General features: G+C 65.3%; 14 protein-coding genes. 5 read left to right on the forward strand and 9 right to left on the reverse strand.

Translation table 11 applies throughout. The features are described from left to right. Positions 1-5: 5 nt before the first annotated feature. The 5 genes from ACLIMP_RS03240 to ACLIMP_RS03260 form a co-directional block, all read right to left on the reverse strand. Positions 6-332, reverse strand: coding sequence for a DUF6726 family protein (locus ACLIMP_RS03240; RefSeq protein WP_054442044.1), 327 nt, complete (start codon positions 330-332; stop codon positions 6-8). A gap of 152 nt (positions 333-484) precedes the next feature. Continuing rightward, a complete protein-coding gene (locus tag ACLIMP_RS03245) occupies positions 485-1,018 on the reverse strand; it encodes a CarD family transcriptional regulator (protein WP_054442043.1) in 534 nt (177 codons plus the stop codon). Between the two features lie 343 nt (positions 1,019-1,361). Then, entirely contained in the window at positions 1,362-1,700 is a 339-nt protein-coding gene (fdxA, locus tag ACLIMP_RS03250; protein ID WP_054442042.1) for a ferredoxin FdxA, read from the reverse strand. A 15-nt stretch (positions 1,701-1,715) separates the two neighbouring features. Further along, the gene (locus tag ACLIMP_RS03255; protein ID WP_054442041.1) at positions 1,716-2,012 is read right to left on the reverse strand and encodes an RNA-binding S4 domain-containing protein; all 297 of its coding nucleotides are present in this window, start codon (positions 2,010-2,012) and stop codon (positions 1,716-1,718) included. A 21-nt stretch (positions 2,013-2,033) separates the two neighbouring features. Then, the gene (locus ACLIMP_RS03260) at positions 2,034-4,643 is read right to left on the reverse strand and encodes a helicase-related protein (RefSeq protein ID WP_443478156.1); all 2,610 of its coding nucleotides are present in this window, start codon (positions 4,641-4,643) and stop codon (positions 2,034-2,036) included. A 209-nt stretch (positions 4,644-4,852) separates the two neighbouring features. On the opposite strand from ACLIMP_RS03260, the gene ACLIMP_RS03265 reads away from it, so the two are divergent. From ACLIMP_RS03265 to ACLIMP_RS03285, 5 genes are all read left to right on the forward strand, one after another. Continuing rightward, the gene (locus ACLIMP_RS03265) at positions 4,853-6,451 is read left to right on the forward strand and encodes a M23 family metallopeptidase (RefSeq protein WP_443478036.1); all 1,599 of its coding nucleotides are present in this window, start codon (positions 4,853-4,855) and stop codon (positions 6,449-6,451) included. 88 nt (positions 6,452-6,539) lie between these two features. Further along, positions 6,540-7,535 carry a porphobilinogen synthase gene (gene hemB / locus ACLIMP_RS03270; protein ID WP_324697511.1) on the forward strand — a complete coding sequence of 332 codons (996 nt, stop codon included), beginning with the start codon at positions 6,540-6,542 and terminating at the stop codon, positions 7,533-7,535. A gap of 4 nt (positions 7,536-7,539) precedes the next feature. Beyond that, the gene (locus tag ACLIMP_RS03275) at positions 7,540-8,115 is read left to right on the forward strand and encodes a GNAT family N-acetyltransferase (protein ID WP_054442037.1); all 576 of its coding nucleotides are present in this window, start codon (positions 7,540-7,542) and stop codon (positions 8,113-8,115) included. A 25-nt stretch (positions 8,116-8,140) separates the two neighbouring features. Next, on the forward strand, positions 8,141-8,704 hold the full coding sequence (locus tag ACLIMP_RS03280) for a gamma carbonic anhydrase family protein (RefSeq protein ID WP_324697513.1): 564 nt from the start codon (positions 8,141-8,143) through the stop codon (positions 8,702-8,704). Then, positions 8,704-8,985, forward strand: a complete 282-nt coding sequence (locus ACLIMP_RS03285; RefSeq protein ID WP_324697515.1) for a DUF167 domain-containing protein — start codon at positions 8,704-8,706, stop codon at positions 8,983-8,985. The genes ACLIMP_RS03280 and ACLIMP_RS03285 overlap by 1 nt, the downstream gene beginning before the upstream one ends. A gap of 56 nt (positions 8,986-9,041) precedes the next feature. Here the strand turns inward: ACLIMP_RS03285 and ACLIMP_RS03290 are convergent, their stop codons facing one another. From ACLIMP_RS03290 to clpA, 4 genes are all read right to left on the reverse strand, one after another. Beyond that, positions 9,042-9,398, reverse strand: a complete 357-nt coding sequence (locus ACLIMP_RS03290; RefSeq protein ID WP_324699098.1) for a group II truncated hemoglobin — start codon at positions 9,396-9,398, stop codon at positions 9,042-9,044. A 113-nt stretch (positions 9,399-9,511) separates the two neighbouring features. Next, positions 9,512-11,116, reverse strand: a complete 1,605-nt coding sequence (locus ACLIMP_RS03295) for a cisplatin damage response ATP-dependent DNA ligase (protein WP_324697517.1) — start codon at positions 11,114-11,116, stop codon at positions 9,512-9,514. Between the two features lie 96 nt (positions 11,117-11,212). Continuing rightward, positions 11,213-12,217 (reverse strand): ligase-associated DNA damage response exonuclease, encoded by a 1,005-nt coding sequence (locus tag ACLIMP_RS03300; protein ID WP_324697519.1) that lies wholly within the window; start codon positions 12,215-12,217, stop codon positions 11,213-11,215. Between the two features lie 82 nt (positions 12,218-12,299). Continuing rightward, positions 12,300-14,669 carry an ATP-dependent Clp protease ATP-binding subunit ClpA gene (clpA, locus tag ACLIMP_RS03305; protein WP_132468621.1) on the reverse strand — a complete coding sequence of 790 codons (2,370 nt, stop codon included), beginning with the start codon at positions 14,667-14,669 and terminating at the stop codon, positions 12,300-12,302. Between the last annotated feature and the right edge of the window lie 98 nt (positions 14,670-14,767).

A 14,767-nucleotide genomic window follows, 5' to 3' on the forward strand; every position in this document is an offset into this window, starting at 1 on the left:
CGGGCTCAGCGCCTCTGCTGTACCGCGCCAGGCATGAGGTACTGCATTTCGGCATAGTCATCGCGGGCCTTGTTGCAGGCCTGGCGGTCTCCCCGATCGCACTGGCGCAAGTGCTTCTGGTACTGCCGCTGCATCTTCCCCAGCTTCTCCTCCTGCTCCCGCATCCGGCGGCCGCGTTTCTCATCCGCTTCCGACTGGCTCGTTGTCACGGCGTCGACCGCCGAGCCTGCAACGCGGACGGGGGCGGTCACGATCTTGCCTGCGGTGCTGAGGCAACCGGACAGCAAGAGGGCGGCGGCGGGAGCCAGAAAGGGCAGGGCGCGTGGGTTCATCGCGGACAGGCTCTCATGACAAGACTGTCGCGGCAATGAACATCGATATCTCCATCATTGCGGGCAGGCCGTCATGCCGACAAAGCGCAAACGAAAGGGGCCGCTTCCGGGAAGGAAGCGGCCCCTTTGCGTGCGAGTAGCCCTGCGTCTGTTCAGACTGCTTCAGCGCTCTCGTAGTACTTCGGCGCATACTCGTTGAGGATCGCGAGGATCTTCTTCAGAGCTGCCGGTTCATCGGTCTTTTCCATGGCCGCGAGTTCGCGGGCCAGACGCGACGAAGCCGCTTCGAAGATCTGACGTTCGGAATAGCTCTGTTCCGGCTGATCGTCGGCACGGAACAGGTCGCGGGTCACTTCGGCGATCGAAACGAGATCGCCCGAGTTGATCTTGGCTTCATACTCCTGGGCGCGGCGCGACCACATGGTGCGCTTTACCTTGGGCTTGCCCTTGAGCGTGTCGAGAGCTTCGCGCAGGGTCTTGTCCGACGACAGCTTGCGCATGCCGATCGATTCGACCTTGTTCACAGGAACGCGCAGGGTCATGCGCTCTTTTTCGAAACGCAGCACGTAGAGGTCGAGCTGCATCCCGGCAATTTCCTGCTTCTGCAACTCGATCACACGGCCTACGCCGTGCTTGGGATAAACGACGTAATCTCCAACATCGAAGGCATCGGCCCTGGTTGCCATGTATCGTCCTTTCACCTGCAGAGGTTCGTTGCCATACCTACGGTGAGAGAAACCCGGGTGGATGCGACTGTGAAAACGCAAAAGCGCCTTCGCCGCCCGGTCAGATTACTCTCCCAGCCGTTTGCTTTTCGAACCCTGCCTCGCAATGAAAATGCCTGCCAAACGGGCAGAAGGCCCGGGCAGTTGGGGTATTATATAGCATCGATGTGATAAAATTACCAGAGGCGAGCTAACGGTTAGCCGTTGCCCGCCCCAGGGTGTGCCGATGCGGGTCAGGAGGGCCCGCCAAGTGCCTAATACGCTAGGGAAACCGGTTCCCTGGCGCAAGGTTCCGTGTCGAAGATCAGTCGCCTTCGCCGGGCTCGGGCGAGAAATATTTTTCGAGCTTTCCTTCCTCGCCGCGCATTTCGTCCGCGTCTTCCGGCGCGTCCTTCTTGGTGGTGAGGTTGGGCCATTCCGCCGAATACTTGGCGTTCAGTTCGAGCCACTGCTCAAGCCCGCTCTCGGTATCGGGCAGGATCGCTTCGGCGGGGCACTCAGGCTCGCAGACGCCGCAGTCGATGCATTCGCTGGGATTGATGACCAGCATGTTCTCGCCTTCGTAGAAGCAGTCCACCGGACAGACTTCGACGCAATCCATGTACTTGCACCGGATGCAATTGTCGGTGACGACATAGGTCATGGCTGCGTATTCCTCTTAGAAGGCCTCGTTTCGGTTGGCCGCTGCTATGGGAACATCGGCCCCCGCGTCAAGCACTCTGTAGCAGGCTTGCACCTCGGGGGCAGGGCCGCGGCGCTCCGGAAGGGAAAGGATTTCTATCACCCGGACGCCTCCAGCTGTCGGAACGGTGAGCACATCGCCCGGCCCGACCTTCTGATGGGCCCGTTCGACGCGGCGGCCGTTGAGCCGGATATGGCCATCTTCCGCCATCGCCTGGGCAAGGGGGCGCGTTTTGGTGAGGCGCAGGAACCAGAGAAGCTTGTCGATCCTCATTCTTGCCCTGCCTCCCTCTCGCTATCGGCCCCGGCCCGCACCAAGAAGCTCGCCAAGTGCCGCAAAGGCGCCGTCGCTGCGCTGGGGCGCCGGCCGGATTTCCTCCGCTTCACGCCGCGGCGGACGCCAGCGCCAGCGCACCGGTGCCGGCGGGCCATAAGCGCCCTCCGCCAGCGGACGCGGCACCAGCGCCTGAAATCCGCCGATCCGCAGCAGGCGGGCGTAACTGGCGGTCGTCAGGCCCATCGACACCGCACGTGCCGGATCCAGGGAGAACGAACGGGAAGGGCCCCTGTTGCCGTTGTTGTTGTTGTTGTTGTTGGCGTTGCCGCTCGCGCCGCTCCGTGCCTCGTGTGCCTCGCGCAGCAGTTTCTCGGCCATGTCGAGGCGCACGAGTTGCTTGCCGAGGTCCCGGTATCCCGGAGTGTTGTGACGCTTCGCCGAATCCATGGCAGGCGGCATCGCCGGATCGGGGGGATTCCCGGCACGGCTAATTCCGGCGACCCCTGCGAGCTGGCGCCATAGCGCGATCGGTCCGGGGCGCAGCATGGCGGGAACGAACAGGTCCAGCGCGCCGACGCGCACGCCGAGCCTTGCCAGCATCGTGCGCCGCGCCTTGTCGACCCGGTCTACGCCCGATCCCTCGCGGGGAATCATGCCGCCGCGATCGACCAATGTGATGAGCAGCGCGCGCAGTTCCGGCCCGGCATCCTCGGCCCGGCTTGCCTCATCCAGCTTTCGCAACGGGGCGAGCGGTTCGAGCGCCGCTTCCAGCCAGGCTTCCAGCGCGGCCACCAGTTCCTTGCGGGCGGGGGCGGGGATCGTGTCGAGCACGCGGTCGGGAACCAGCAGGGGGGCTAGCAGCGAACGGCCCGCCGAAAGCGTGGCGATCTTTTCGCCTTCCCAGCTCAGTTTGCCGTTTTCGAGGGTGAGCGGAGCCACGCCCTCGTGAATCGCGGCGGTAAGTGCGGCGGCGCGGGACTGGAGCAGGGCCGGCAGGTGCCGTTCGGCGGCCGCGAGCAGCAGCTTGCGATCGGAAAGGCGGGCGGCGGGATCGACCTGGAAGGCAAAGCCGTGCAGCGAGCCGATGTGCTCGCCTTCGACCAGCACTTCCTCGTCTTCGAGGCGGACTGAAAGCAGTCCGGCATCGGGGCCGAGTTTCTTCATGAGCACAGCGGTCCTGCGGTTGATGAATCGTTCGGTAAGTTTGCCATGGAGGGCATCGGAAAGGCGAGCCTCTACCGCACGGGCGCGGGCGGCCATTTCCTCACGGGCGAGAACCCAGTCCGGGCGCTGGGCGATATAGGCCCAGGAGCGGATCGCGGCGATGCGGCCCTGCAGGGTGTCGATGTCGCCGCCGGTAATGTCGAGCCGGGCGATCTGCTGGGCCATATAGTCAGCCCCGAGTTCGCCGTGGCGCAGGTCCTGCCAGAGCCGCGCAACGAATCGGGAATGGGTCTCCACGCCCTGCTGGCGAAAATCAGGCAGGCGGCAGACTTCCCAGAAGCGGCGCACCATGGCGTGACCGCGCACACTGTCTGCAACCTGATTTTCGTCGGCAAGGCGCTTGAGCACGGCGAGGTCTATCGCCTCGGGCGCGAGGACGAGCCCATCGCGGTGGGGCGGCGTTTCGAGATCGGCGATCAGGGTTGCCACGCTGTCGAACCGGGGGTCCGGCTCGCGCCAGAACAGCTTGGTCAACGGAGGGAAGCGGTGCTCTTCGATCGCGTAGACTTCGTCCGGTTCGAATTCCGAATCATGCCCGCCGGAGCCGGTGAGCGTGCCGAAGGTGCCGTCCTTCTGGTGGCGGCCCGCGCGTCCGGCGATCTGGGCCATTTCCGAAGTGGTGAGCCGCCGGTGGCGCTGGCCGTCGAACTTCGAGAGCCCGGCAAAGGCGACATGTTCGACATCGAGGTTGAGCCCCATGCCGATAGCGTCGGTGGCGACGAGATAATCGACCTCGCCGGACTGGTACAGCTCGACCTGGGCATTGCGCGTCTGGGGGCTCAGAGCGCCCATGACGACCGCGGCGCCGCCACGGAAGCGCCGCAGCATTTCCGCGATCGCGTAGACCTGCTCGGCCGAGAAGGCGACGATGGCGCTGCGCGGCGGGATGCGGGAGAGCTTTCTGGCCCCCGCATGGGAAAGCGTCGAGAAACGCGGCCTGGTTATCACCTCGACACCGGGCACCAGCGCTTTGACCATCGGTTCCAGCGTGGAGGAACCGAGAATCATGGTCTCCTCCCGGCCGCGCGCGTGAAGCAGGCGATCGGTGAAGACATGGCCGCGCTCGCGGTCGGCGCCGAGCTGGGCTTCGTCGATGGCCACGAAGGCGAGGCTGCGCTCCGTCACCGGCATCGCTTCCACCGTGCAGAGCAGGTAGCGCGCATCCTTGGGCTCTATGCGTTCCTCGCCGGTGATGAGGGCGACGTTCCGCTCGCCCTTGATCTTGCAGACGCGGTCGTAGACCTCACGCGCAAGCAATCTGAGCGGGAAGCCGATGGCTCCGCTGGAATGGGCGCAGAGACGCTCTATGGCGAGGTGGGTCTTGCCGGTATTCGTGGGACCGAGCACGGCCTTCACCCCGCTGGGGGCGTCGTTTCGCGACGAGACATGCCGGCCGTGAACCATTGCGAGGCCGAATGTGGCACTGCCTCCAGCCCCCCGCAAGTCTCGGCTCATCGAAAACCGGGGTGGAAATCCACAGTGTTAGCTGGAGATTAACCTTGAGGGGGCAGAAGGTCGCCCCATGAGCCGCCGGTTCGCGGGATCGGGCCGGGGCCGACAGGTCGTTTGCAGCACGCGCCGCAAGTTCGGGCGTGAACGCGGGAAGTGGCAATTTGTTCAGGGCACAGGATCAGGGTGGCGATGGCGCGGCGCATGTCGCGGCGCTCTCGCACGACCAGGTGCTGCACGATCATGCGCCGGAATCCGGCGTTTCGATTCCCGGGAAACCGCCGATCCTGACCCGCTGGAAGCAGGGTATCGAACGCTGGTGCCATGATGCCGAGATCGCGCCGGACCTGGCCTGCGATATCGGCAGTCGCCGCTGGTTCCGGGGGCTTGCCACGCTGCTGGGCCTCAGTGCCGCGGCCATTGCCATGTGGCCCGATTTCGCCGCGGTGGAAGCGGCCACCGCGATGCCGATCGCCGATCGCAGCCGCGACGAGTTTCGCAGCCAGACCATTTCACCGCTGGGGCTGGGTGCCGACAGCGGCCGCCACATGGGTGCGAGCCCGCTGGTGCGTCCGCTGGCCGGGGTGCCGGAGCGTCCCTCGATCCAGATAGTCTCGACGCTGGCGCAGGGGGACAGTTTCGCCCGCATGATGGAGCGGGTTGGCGTGGGGGCGACGGACGTCTCGCAGATTGCGGGGCTCGTGAGTCAGGCGGTGCCGTTGGGCGATCTTTCCTCCGGCACGCGTTTCGACATTACCATGGGCCGCCGCCCGGCACCGAACGCTCCTCGGGCGATGGACTCGATGGATTTCCGCGCCCGCTTCGATCTCGATATTTCGGTGGAGCGTGGTCCCGGCGGCAACCTTGCGCTGGTGCGCCATCCGATCCGCGTGGACGAGACGCCGCTGCGCATTCGCGGCACGGTGGGTTCAAGCCTTTACCGTTCCGCCCGCAATGCAGGCGCGCCGGTGGGGGCGATCCAGTCCTACCTGCGCGCCATCGACAAGTATCTGAGCCTGGAAAGCGACATTGCCGCGCAGGACCAGTTCGACATCGTCGTTGCCTACAAGCGCTCCGCCAAGGGCGAGCGCGAGGTGGGAGAACTGCTCTATGCCGGGCTCGATCACGGCGGGAAACCGCGCGTGCAATTGCTGCGCTGGGGCAAGGACGGCGAAATGTTCGCCGCATCCGCGCTTACCCAGGCACGAGGGGCGCCGGGAGGAATGCCGGTCGCCGGGCACATGACCTCGCCTTACGGCAAGCGCCGTCATCCAATTCTCGGCTACGTTCGCATGCACGCCGGGATCGACTACGGCGCGGCCTATGGCTCGCCGATCTATGCCGTGGCCGACGGCGTGGTGAACTTTGCGGGACGGCATGGCGGGCACGGCAATTATGTGCGCCTGAGCCACGGAGGCGGACTCGATACCGGCTATGGCCACATGAGCCGTATCGCCGTGGCCCGAGGCGCGCGGGTCAAGGCCGGGCAGGTGATCGGCTATGTCGGCTCGACGGGCCTTTCCACCGGGCCGCATCTTCACTTCGAAGCCTATCGCGGGGGGCAGACGATCAATCCGTCGGGTCTGCGTTTCATTTCGCGACCGCAGATCGACGGCAAGGAGAAGGATGCCTTCAAGGCGCGAATGAACGCGCTGCTCGGCGTCCAGCCCGGCGAGGCGCTTGGCGATATCGCCGCCCCCGCCGACGGCCCGACCGAAGCGCAGCGCGAGATCGACCGGCTGGCCCCCAAACCGGCCGAATAAGGGCGCTGCCGTTTCGCACAACCTCGGTTGATGCCTTGGACAGTCCGTCTCATTGAACCGCCTGCGCTTTTCCGGCAATCACCCTGTCATGACCGGAGCATATCCCCACACCCGCCTGCGCCGCGCGCGCGCCACGGCCTGGAGCCGCGCCATGCACCGTGAGACGGTGCTGACCCCTGCCGACCTGATCTGGCCGGTCTTCGTGACCGAGGGAACGGGCGTCGAACAGCCCATCGCCTCGCTGCCGGGCGTGTCGCGCTGGTCGGTGGACCTGATGGTCCAGCGTGCCAAAGAAGCGGCGGATCTCGGCATTCCCTGCCTTGCGCTGTTCCCCGACACCCAGCCCGACCGGCGCAGCGATAACGGCGCCGAAGCGCTCAACCCCGACAACCTCATGTGCCGCGCGCTGCGCGCCATCCGCGATGAACTTGGCGACCGGATCGGCCTGCTGACCGATGTCGCACTCGATCCCTATACCAGCCACGGGCAGGACGGGCTCGTGGACGACGACGGCTACGTGCTCAATGACGAGACGGTGGAAGTGCTGGTCGGCCAGTCGCTGAATCAGGCGCGGGCAGGGGCCGACATCATCGCCCCCTCCGACATGATGGACGGCCGCATCGGCGCCATTCGCGATGCACTGGAGGACGAGGGCTTCGTCAACGTCCAGATCATGAGCTACGCCGCGAAATATGCCTCGGCGTTCTACGGTCCGTTCCGCGACGCGGTGAACACGCGCGGCCTGCTCAAGGGTGACAAGAAGACCTACCAGATGGACCCGGCCAATGCCGAGGAAGCGCTGCGCGAGGTCGAGATGGATCTCGATGAAGGCGCCGACAGCGTCATGGTCAAGCCGGGCCTGCCCTATCTCGATATTCTGCGCCGGGTGAAGGAAACCTTCGAGGTTCCCGTTTTCGCCTATCAGGTTTCGGGCGAGTACGCGATGATCGAGGCGGCGGTAGCGGCCGGCGCGGCGGACCGCGATGCGATGGTGCTGGAAACCCTTCTGGCCTTCAAGCGGGCGGGCGCTTCGGGGGTGCTGACATATCACGCCGTCCACGCCGCACGCCTCCTGCAGAAGTGACGTCATGACGGCGTTCCGACTGGAGACGGACCGTCTGGTGCTGCGAAACTGGCAACCGGGCGACATCGCGCGCTTCGCCGAAGTCACCAATACCCCGCAGGTCATGCGCTGGCTGGGCGGGGTGATGGATGCGGAGCGGCTGGCGGCTTCGGAAGCCCGGATGCTCGGCTTCCATGAAAGCTGGGGGCACACGTTCTGGATCGCCGAGCGGAAGGCCGATGGCGGTGACCTGTCCGGGGAGATGCTCGGCTTTTGCGGTCTCAAGAAGATCGACGCGCCGGGGGCTTCGTTCCTCGGCGCGTTCGAGATCGGCTGGCGGCTGCGCAGTGACTCGCACGGCAAGGGCTATGCGAAGGAAGCCGCCGCCGCCTCGCTCGATGCCGGCTTCGGGCAGTTCGGCGCGGAGGAAATCTTCGCCATCACCGTGATCGAGAACGAGCCGAGCTGGGGGCTCATGCGCCGTCTGGGCATGCGTCGGCGCCAGGAACTCGATTACGACGACTTGCGCTTCGAGCCACCGCTGCGGCACACCATCGTTTATTCGATCACGCGCGAGGAATGGGCCGCGCAGCCGCGCTGAACCGGCGCGGCGGGAAGAGGGCAGGATGATTCAGAACCGAACCGATATCACCGTGGCCGCCATCCACGGCAAGGCGCCCCGGATTCATTCGAGCGCCTTCATCGCCCCCGGCTGCCGTATCATCGGCGATGTCGAGATCGGGCCGGATGTCAGCATCTGGTACAACTGCGTGATCCGCGCCGACGTCAATCGCGTCGTGATCGGCGCGCGGACCAATGTGCAGGACGGCACCGTGATTCATTGCGACAGCCCCAAGCCCAGCCGGCCGGAAGGCTATGCGACGCTCATCGGGGAAGACGTGCTGATCGGGCACATGGCGATGATTCACGGCTCTACGCTGGAAGACCGCGCCTTCGTCGGCCTCGGCGCGATCGTGATGGACGGCAGCCATATCGAATCCGATGGCATGCTGGCGGCGGGTGCGCAGCTTACCGGCAAGCGCATCGGTGCAAGACAGCTCTGGATGGGGCGACCGGCGAAGTACCTGCGCGACCTCGATGACGATGCCATCGCGGCCAATCAAGCCGGTGTGAAAGGCTATGTCGTGAATGGCCGTCTCCATGCCGAGGCGCTGGGTCTGGAAGGCTGATGGCCAAGCCGAAGGCCATGTTGCCGCCGGCAGAGGCCGTGCGCGCCCTGATCGATTCCGAACAAAGGCTGGCAGTGCGCGTCACGCCCGGCGCGAAAGTGGAAACGCTGGAGATCGTCGACGGCCGCGTTCTGGTGAAAGTGCGGGCCAAGCCGGAAGACGGCAAGGCGAACGAGGCGGTGCGCACACTGCTGGCCGCTGCCCTGGATCTCGCGCCGTCACGGCTGGAATTGTTGCGCGGCGCAACTTCGCGCGAGAAGCAGTTCCACGTGGAACGTTGACGGAGGCAGGGCGGCGGCCCTGCCGATCGCCGTGGCGCGCGGCGAAGCCGGGCAGTCTATCGCGCCATTCCCCGGGCCATCCGGGTCAGCACATCGGTCATGGCCTGCGCGATGTTGGCAGGTTCGGGTGCGACCTCGGCAATGGCGCGGGCCATCGCTTCCGCCCATTGTTCGGCCGTCATGCGATCGATGGGAAAGTCCTTGTGCAGGCTCATCATGCATTTGCCGGGATTGGCCTCGAACCAGTCACGCGGGCCGCCCGCCCAACCGGCGAGGAAGCGGGGCAGTGAGCGGCGCATCGGTTCGAGGTCTTCGGCATGCATCGCCCGAAGTTCGGCATAGGCCGGGTTCTGCTCCATCAGGTCGTAGAAACGATTGGCGATTGCCTCGAATACGGGCGCGCCGCCGATCATGTCGTGCGGGGTAGCGGGGGCTTCGGTCTGGGTCGTCACGGGCAAAACTCCGGGCGCGGAAAGGAGAGCATCCCCGCTCTAGCCGATCTGTTCCACGTGGAACTTGATCCCGGTCAATCCCGGATCATGGCCTTCAGGGTCTCAATCCGGTCCGCCTCATGGGCCGGCTTGTCCATGCGGATACGGTGAATGCGGGGGAAGCGCATGGCGAGGCCGGACTTGTGCCGCTTGCTGAGATGAACCGAATCGAAGGCCACTTCCAGCACCAGCGACTTGTCCGTCTCGCGCACCGGGCCGAAGCGATTGACGGTGTGGTTGCGGACGTGGCGGTCCAGCCATTTCAATTCCTCGTCCGTGAAGCCGAAGTAGGCCTTGCCGACCGGGAGCAGTTCCGCGCCGCCATTCGCGATATCGTCCGGGTCGCCGTCCCAGCAGCCGAAGGTGTAGTCGGAATAGAAGGACGAACGCTTTCCGCTGCCGCGCTGGGCGTACATCAGCACGCAGTCGATCAGCAGGGGATCGCGCTTCCACTTGTACCAGAGGCCGGTCTTGCGGCCGGCGACATAGGGACTGTCGCGGCGCTTGAGCATCAGCCCCTCGATCGCGTCGTCCCGTGCACGTTCGCGAATGGCGGCGAGTTCGGCGAAGTCGCTCGCGGGGATCACGGTGCTGAGATCGAAGTGCGCGGGATCGAGCCCGGGAACGAGCGCCTCCAGGCGCTCCCGCCGCACTCGCCAGGGAAGCGCGCGCAGGTCTTCGCCTTCGATGATGAGAGCATCATAGAGCCTCACGAATGCCGGATATTCCGCCAGCATCTTCCTGGACACCAGCTTGCGGCCGAGCCGCTGCTGAAGCGCGTTGAAGCTGGCGGCGCCGCCTTCCTCGCCGCCCTGGTGCATGCCGCGCACCAGCAGTTCGCCATCAAGCGCCGCGTCGATATGGAGTGCTGCGGCAATCTCGGGGAAGGTGCCGGAAATATCGTCGCCCGAGCGGGAGTAGACCCGCGTTTCCCCGGCAACGCGAACGACCTGCACGCGAATGCCATCCCACTTCCACTCGGCCGCATAGTCGGCAAGATCGAGCTCGGTATCCTCCAGCGGATGCGCCAGCATGAAGGGGCGGAACAGGGGCAGGTCTTCGGATGAGGGGGGCTCGGCGCCGTGGGCGGCCCAGTCGAACAGGGCGGCATAAGGAGGCTGCTGGCCGTGCCAGTGCTCCTCCACATCGTCTACGGGAACATCGAAAGCCTGCGCGAACGCGGTCTTGGCCAGTCGGGCCGAGATGCCGATCCGCATCGCGCCCGTGGCGAGCTTGAGCAGTGCATAGCGTCCTTCCGCATCGAGCCGGTCCAGCAGGCGCGGCAGTTCGGCCATGACATTGGCGCGGGTCATGCGGGAGAGGGCGTCCACGGCCTGGGTAACGGTCGGCGGATCGGGCGGGCTCTCGGGCCCGGGCCAGAGCAGGCTGGCAGTCTCGGCGGAATCGCCGACGTAATCCCGGCTCAGCGTCCAGAGGATCGGGTCGATCCGCTCGCCCATGAGGTTGCGGATCGTCGAGCTCTTCACGGCGGGAAAATCGAGCCCGTCCGTCAGCGCGGCCAGCGCCCATCCGCGATCGGGGTCAGGCGTATCATGCAGGTAGTCGGCCAGGAGCTTGAGCTTGGCGTTCCGGCTGCGGGTATAGACCAGAGCGTCCAGAAGGGCGGCGAAGCGTTCCATCAGGGACAGGCAAAGCCGGACCGGCAGGGGCGCGGCTGCACGCTGACGGCGCGCTTTCCGGTTGCCGCGGGTTTGTGCGTCTTTGCGCGAATCCTCTCAATCATCTTCATCCTCGTATCCCACCAGCGCCAGCGCCCGCGCGGTTCGCTGATTCAACTGGCACCAGCGCAGCATCGCTTCCTCGCGCCCATGCGTGATCCAGGTCTCGGCAGGATTCACGTCGATCACGGTTTGAGTCAGTTCGTCCCAATCCGCATGATCGGAAATCACCAGCGGCAGTTCGACCATCCGCTGCCGGGCGCGCTGGCGCACCCGCATCCAGCCCGAGGCCATGGCGGTGATCGGATCGGGGAGGCGGCGGCTCCAGCGGTCGTTGAGGGCGGAAGGCGGCGCGATGACCACACTTCCGGCGAGGTCCGACTTCGTGACGTCACTCACCATCCGCAGTTCGCCGAGATCGACGCCGAGTTCCTCGTAAAGCCGGCACATCCGCTCCATCGCGCCATGCAGGTAGATGGCGTCATGATGTCCTGCGCGGCGCAGTTCGGCGATCAGGCGCTGCGCCTTGCCGAGGGCATAGGCACCGACCAGCACGCAGCGCTGCGGATTGACGGCGAGGGCGGAGAGCAGTCTGGCGATCTCGTGCTCGACGGGGGGGTGGCGGAATACGGGAAGGCCGAAGGTGGCTTCGGTGATGAGGACATCGCAGGGCGTCACTTCGAAGGGCGGGCAGGTGGGATCGGCGCGGCGCTTGAAATCGCCGGTCACGATGATGCGCTCGCCGGCATGTTCGAGGAGAATCTGTGCGGAGCCCAGGACGTGCCCGGCAGGGATGTAAGTGGCGGATACGCCGCCGGCGAGCTTCAGCGTCTCATGATAGGCGACCGGCACGGCGCCCTCGGAAGTTGCGTAGCGCAACTTCATGATGGCGAGCGTTTCCGGCGTGGCGACCGTTTCGCCGTGCCCGCCGCGCGCATGGTCAGAGTGGCCGTGAGTCACCAGTGCCCGCGCCACCGGGCGGGCGGGATCGATCCAGCAATCGGCGGGGACGACGTGGATTCCCCAGGGCTCAGGTCGGATCCAGGAGAAATCGCGAGGCATGTGAGCAAAATGGGGCAGGAACCCTGTGGTTCCCGCCCCATTTCCTGATCGTCGATCCTGCTGGCCCGCGGGGGCCGTGCGATCAGTCGTCCGCGTTGGCTTCCGACTGGGGACCGGGCTTCTTGGCCGACTTCTTTGCGGCCGGGGCCTTCTTGCCCTTGACCACCTTGGGCGCGGCGGGCGTCAGTTCGAAGTTCAGCGCGTCTTCCTTGACGGAGACGTGAACCTCGCCGCCCTGCGCCAGCTTGCCGAACAGCAGTTCTTCCGCCAGCGGCTGCTTGACCTTCTCCTGAATGACGCGCGACATCGGGCGGGCACCGTAGAGCTTGTCATAGCCGCGGTGGCCGAGCCATTCGCGCGCATCGGAGTCGAACTGGATGTGGACGTTCTGGTCGGCCAGCTGGAGTTCGAGCTGGAGAATGAACTTGTCCACGACCCGGCTGATCGTTTCCTTGCCGAGATAGGCGAAGGGCACGATGGCATCGAGACGGTTGCGGAATTCCGGGGTGAAGAGCTGCTTCACCGCTTCCTCGCCGGCATCCGCCTTGGAAACGTCGCCGAAACCGATGCCTGACTTGGCCATGTCCGATGCGCCCGCGTTCGTGGTCATGATGAGCACGATATTGCGGAAGTCCACGGTCTTGCCGTGGTGGTCGGTCAGGCGGCCGTTGTCCATCACCTGCAGCAGGATGTTGAACAGGTCGGGGTGTGCCTTTTCGATTTCGTCGAGAAGCAGGACCGCATGCGGCTGCTGGTCGACGGCATCGGTGAGCAACCCGCCCTGATCGAACCCGACATAGCCCGGAGGCGCGCCGATCAGGCGGCTGACCGAGTGACGCTCCATGTATTCGGACATGTCGAAGCGCTGCATCGGAATGCCCATGACCGCGGCGAGCTGCTTGGCCACTTCAGTCTTGCCGACGCCGGTAGGGCCGGAGAACAGGAACGAGCCGATCGGCTTGTCCGGATCGCGAAGCCCCGCACGGCTCAGCTTCATCGCGGTGGAAAGCACCCCGATCGCCTTGTCCTGGCCGAACACCACGCGCTTCAGGTCGCGTTCGAGATTCTCGAGCGCCTTCTTGTCGTCCGAGCTGACCGACTTGGGCGGGATGCGCGCCATCGTGGCGATCACCTGCTCGATCTCGCGGGCGGTGATCGTCTTCTTGCGGCGGCTGGGGGGCACCAGCATCTGCATCGCGCCCACTTCGTCGATCACGTCGATCGCCTTGTCGGGCAGCTTGCGATCATTGATGTAGCGCGCCGAAAGCTCGACCGCGGTCTTGATCGCGTCCGGCGTGTACTTGACCTTGTGGTGTTCCTCGAACGCGGTACGCAGGCCGCGCAGGATCTTGATCGTGTCTTCCACGGTGGGTTCGTTCACGTCGATCTTCTGGAACCGGCGCAGCAGGGCGCGGTCCTTCTCGAAGTGGTTGCGGAACTCCTTGTAGGTGGTCGAACCGATGCAGCGGATCGTCCCGCCCGACAGCGCGGGCTTGAGCAGGTTCGAGGCATCCATCGCGCCGCCGCTGGTGGCGCCGGCGCCGATCACCGTGTGGATCTCGTCGATGAACAGGATCGCGTGCGGCATCTTCTCCAGTTCGGAGACGACCTGCTTCAGGCGTTCCTCGAAGTCGCCGCGATAGCGGGTGCCGGCCAGCAGGCTGCCCATGTCGAGCGAGTAGATCACCGCTTCGGCCAGGACTTCGGGCACTTCGCCTTCGACGATCTTGCGCGCCAGACCTTCGGCGATGGCGGTCTTGCCGACGCCGGGATCGCCCACATAGAGCGGGTTGTTCTTCGAACGGCGGCAGAGGATCTGGATCGTGCGGTCCACTTCGGGGCCGCGGCCGATCAGCGGGTCGACCTTGCCCAGCAGCGCCTTCTCGTTGAGATTGACGGTGAACTGGTCGAGCGCCGAATCCTTCTTGCTGGCGTTCTTGGCCTCGGCCTTTTCCTCGGGCGTGGGGGCGTGTTCCTCGTTGCCCTTGGAGCTGCGGTCTTCCACGCGCTTGCCGCCCTTGCCGATGCCGTGGCTGATGTAGCTGACGGCGTCGAGGCGGCTCATGTCCTGCTGCTGCAGGAAGTAGACGGCGTAGGAATCGCGTTCGGAGAACAGCGCGACCAGCACGTTGGCGCCGGTGACGGTATCCTTGCCAGAGGACTGGACGTGCAGGATCGCGCGCTGGATCACGCGCTGGAAGCCTGCCGTGGGGGCGGGATCGCCCTTTTCCTCGGTCTTGAGCGACTGGTATTCCTGGTCGAGGTACTGGCGCACCACGTCACCGAGGTCGCCAAGGTCCACGCCACATGCCTGCATGACCTGTGCCGCGTCCGGATCGTCGATCAGGGCGAGCAGCAGGTGCTCTAGCGTGGCGTACTCATGGCTGCGCTCGGAAGCGTGCGACAGGGCCGAGTGCAGTGTCTTTTCCAGGCTTTGCGCGAAACTTGGCATCTAGAAGACTTTCATTTGGGAGGGAGACTCTCCTTGCGGGGGAGTTTTGATAGGGCTTCGTTTCAACTCATATATAGGGTCGCTCAGGAGGGTTGCGA

It is taken from the genome of Novosphingobium aeonii (assembly GCF_052279045.1).
In the GTDB taxonomy this organism is placed as follows: Bacteria; Pseudomonadota; Alphaproteobacteria; order Sphingomonadales; family Sphingomonadaceae; genus Novosphingobium.

Bases quoted from the DNA above. Each gene is read 5' to 3' on its own strand.
- ACLIMP_RS03245 (WP_054442043.1), bottom strand. From the start codon at position 1,018: ATGGCAACCAGGGCCGATGCCTTCGATGTTGGAGATTACGTCGTTTAT.
- ACLIMP_RS03285 (WP_324697515.1), top strand. From the start codon at position 8,704: ATGGCCAAGCCGAAGGCCATGTTGCCGCCGGCAGAGGCCGTGCGCGCC.
- hemB (WP_324697511.1), top strand. From the start codon at position 6,540: ATGACCGGAGCATATCCCCACACCCGCCTGCGCCGCGCGCGCGCCACG.
- clpA (WP_132468621.1), bottom strand. From the start codon at position 14,669: ATGCCAAGTTTCGCGCAAAGCCTGGAAAAGACACTGCACTCGGCCCTG.
- ACLIMP_RS03255 (WP_054442041.1), bottom strand. From the start codon at position 2,012: ATGAGGATCGACAAGCTTCTCTGGTTCCTGCGCCTCACCAAAACGCGC.
- ACLIMP_RS03300 (WP_324697519.1), bottom strand. From the start codon at position 12,217: ATGCCTCGCGATTTCTCCTGGATCCGACCTGAGCCCTGGGGAATCCAC.
- ACLIMP_RS03260 (WP_443478156.1), bottom strand. From the start codon at position 4,643: ATGGTTCACGGCCGGCATGTCTCGTCGCGAAACGACGCCCCCAGCGGG.
- ACLIMP_RS03295 (WP_324697517.1), bottom strand. From the start codon at position 11,116: ATGGAACGCTTCGCCGCCCTTCTGGACGCTCTGGTCTATACCCGCAGC.
- ACLIMP_RS03240 (WP_054442044.1), bottom strand. From the start codon at position 332: ATGAACCCACGCGCCCTGCCCTTTCTGGCTCCCGCCGCCGCCCTCTTG.
- ACLIMP_RS03290 (WP_324699098.1), bottom strand. From the start codon at position 9,398: ATGATCGGCGGCGCGCCCGTATTCGAGGCAATCGCCAATCGTTTCTAC.
- ACLIMP_RS03275 (WP_054442037.1), top strand. From the start codon at position 7,540: ATGACGGCGTTCCGACTGGAGACGGACCGTCTGGTGCTGCGAAACTGG.
- fdxA (WP_054442042.1), bottom strand. From the start codon at position 1,700: ATGACCTATGTCGTCACCGACAATTGCATCCGGTGCAAGTACATGGAT.
- ACLIMP_RS03280 (WP_324697513.1), top strand. From the start codon at position 8,141: ATGATTCAGAACCGAACCGATATCACCGTGGCCGCCATCCACGGCAAG.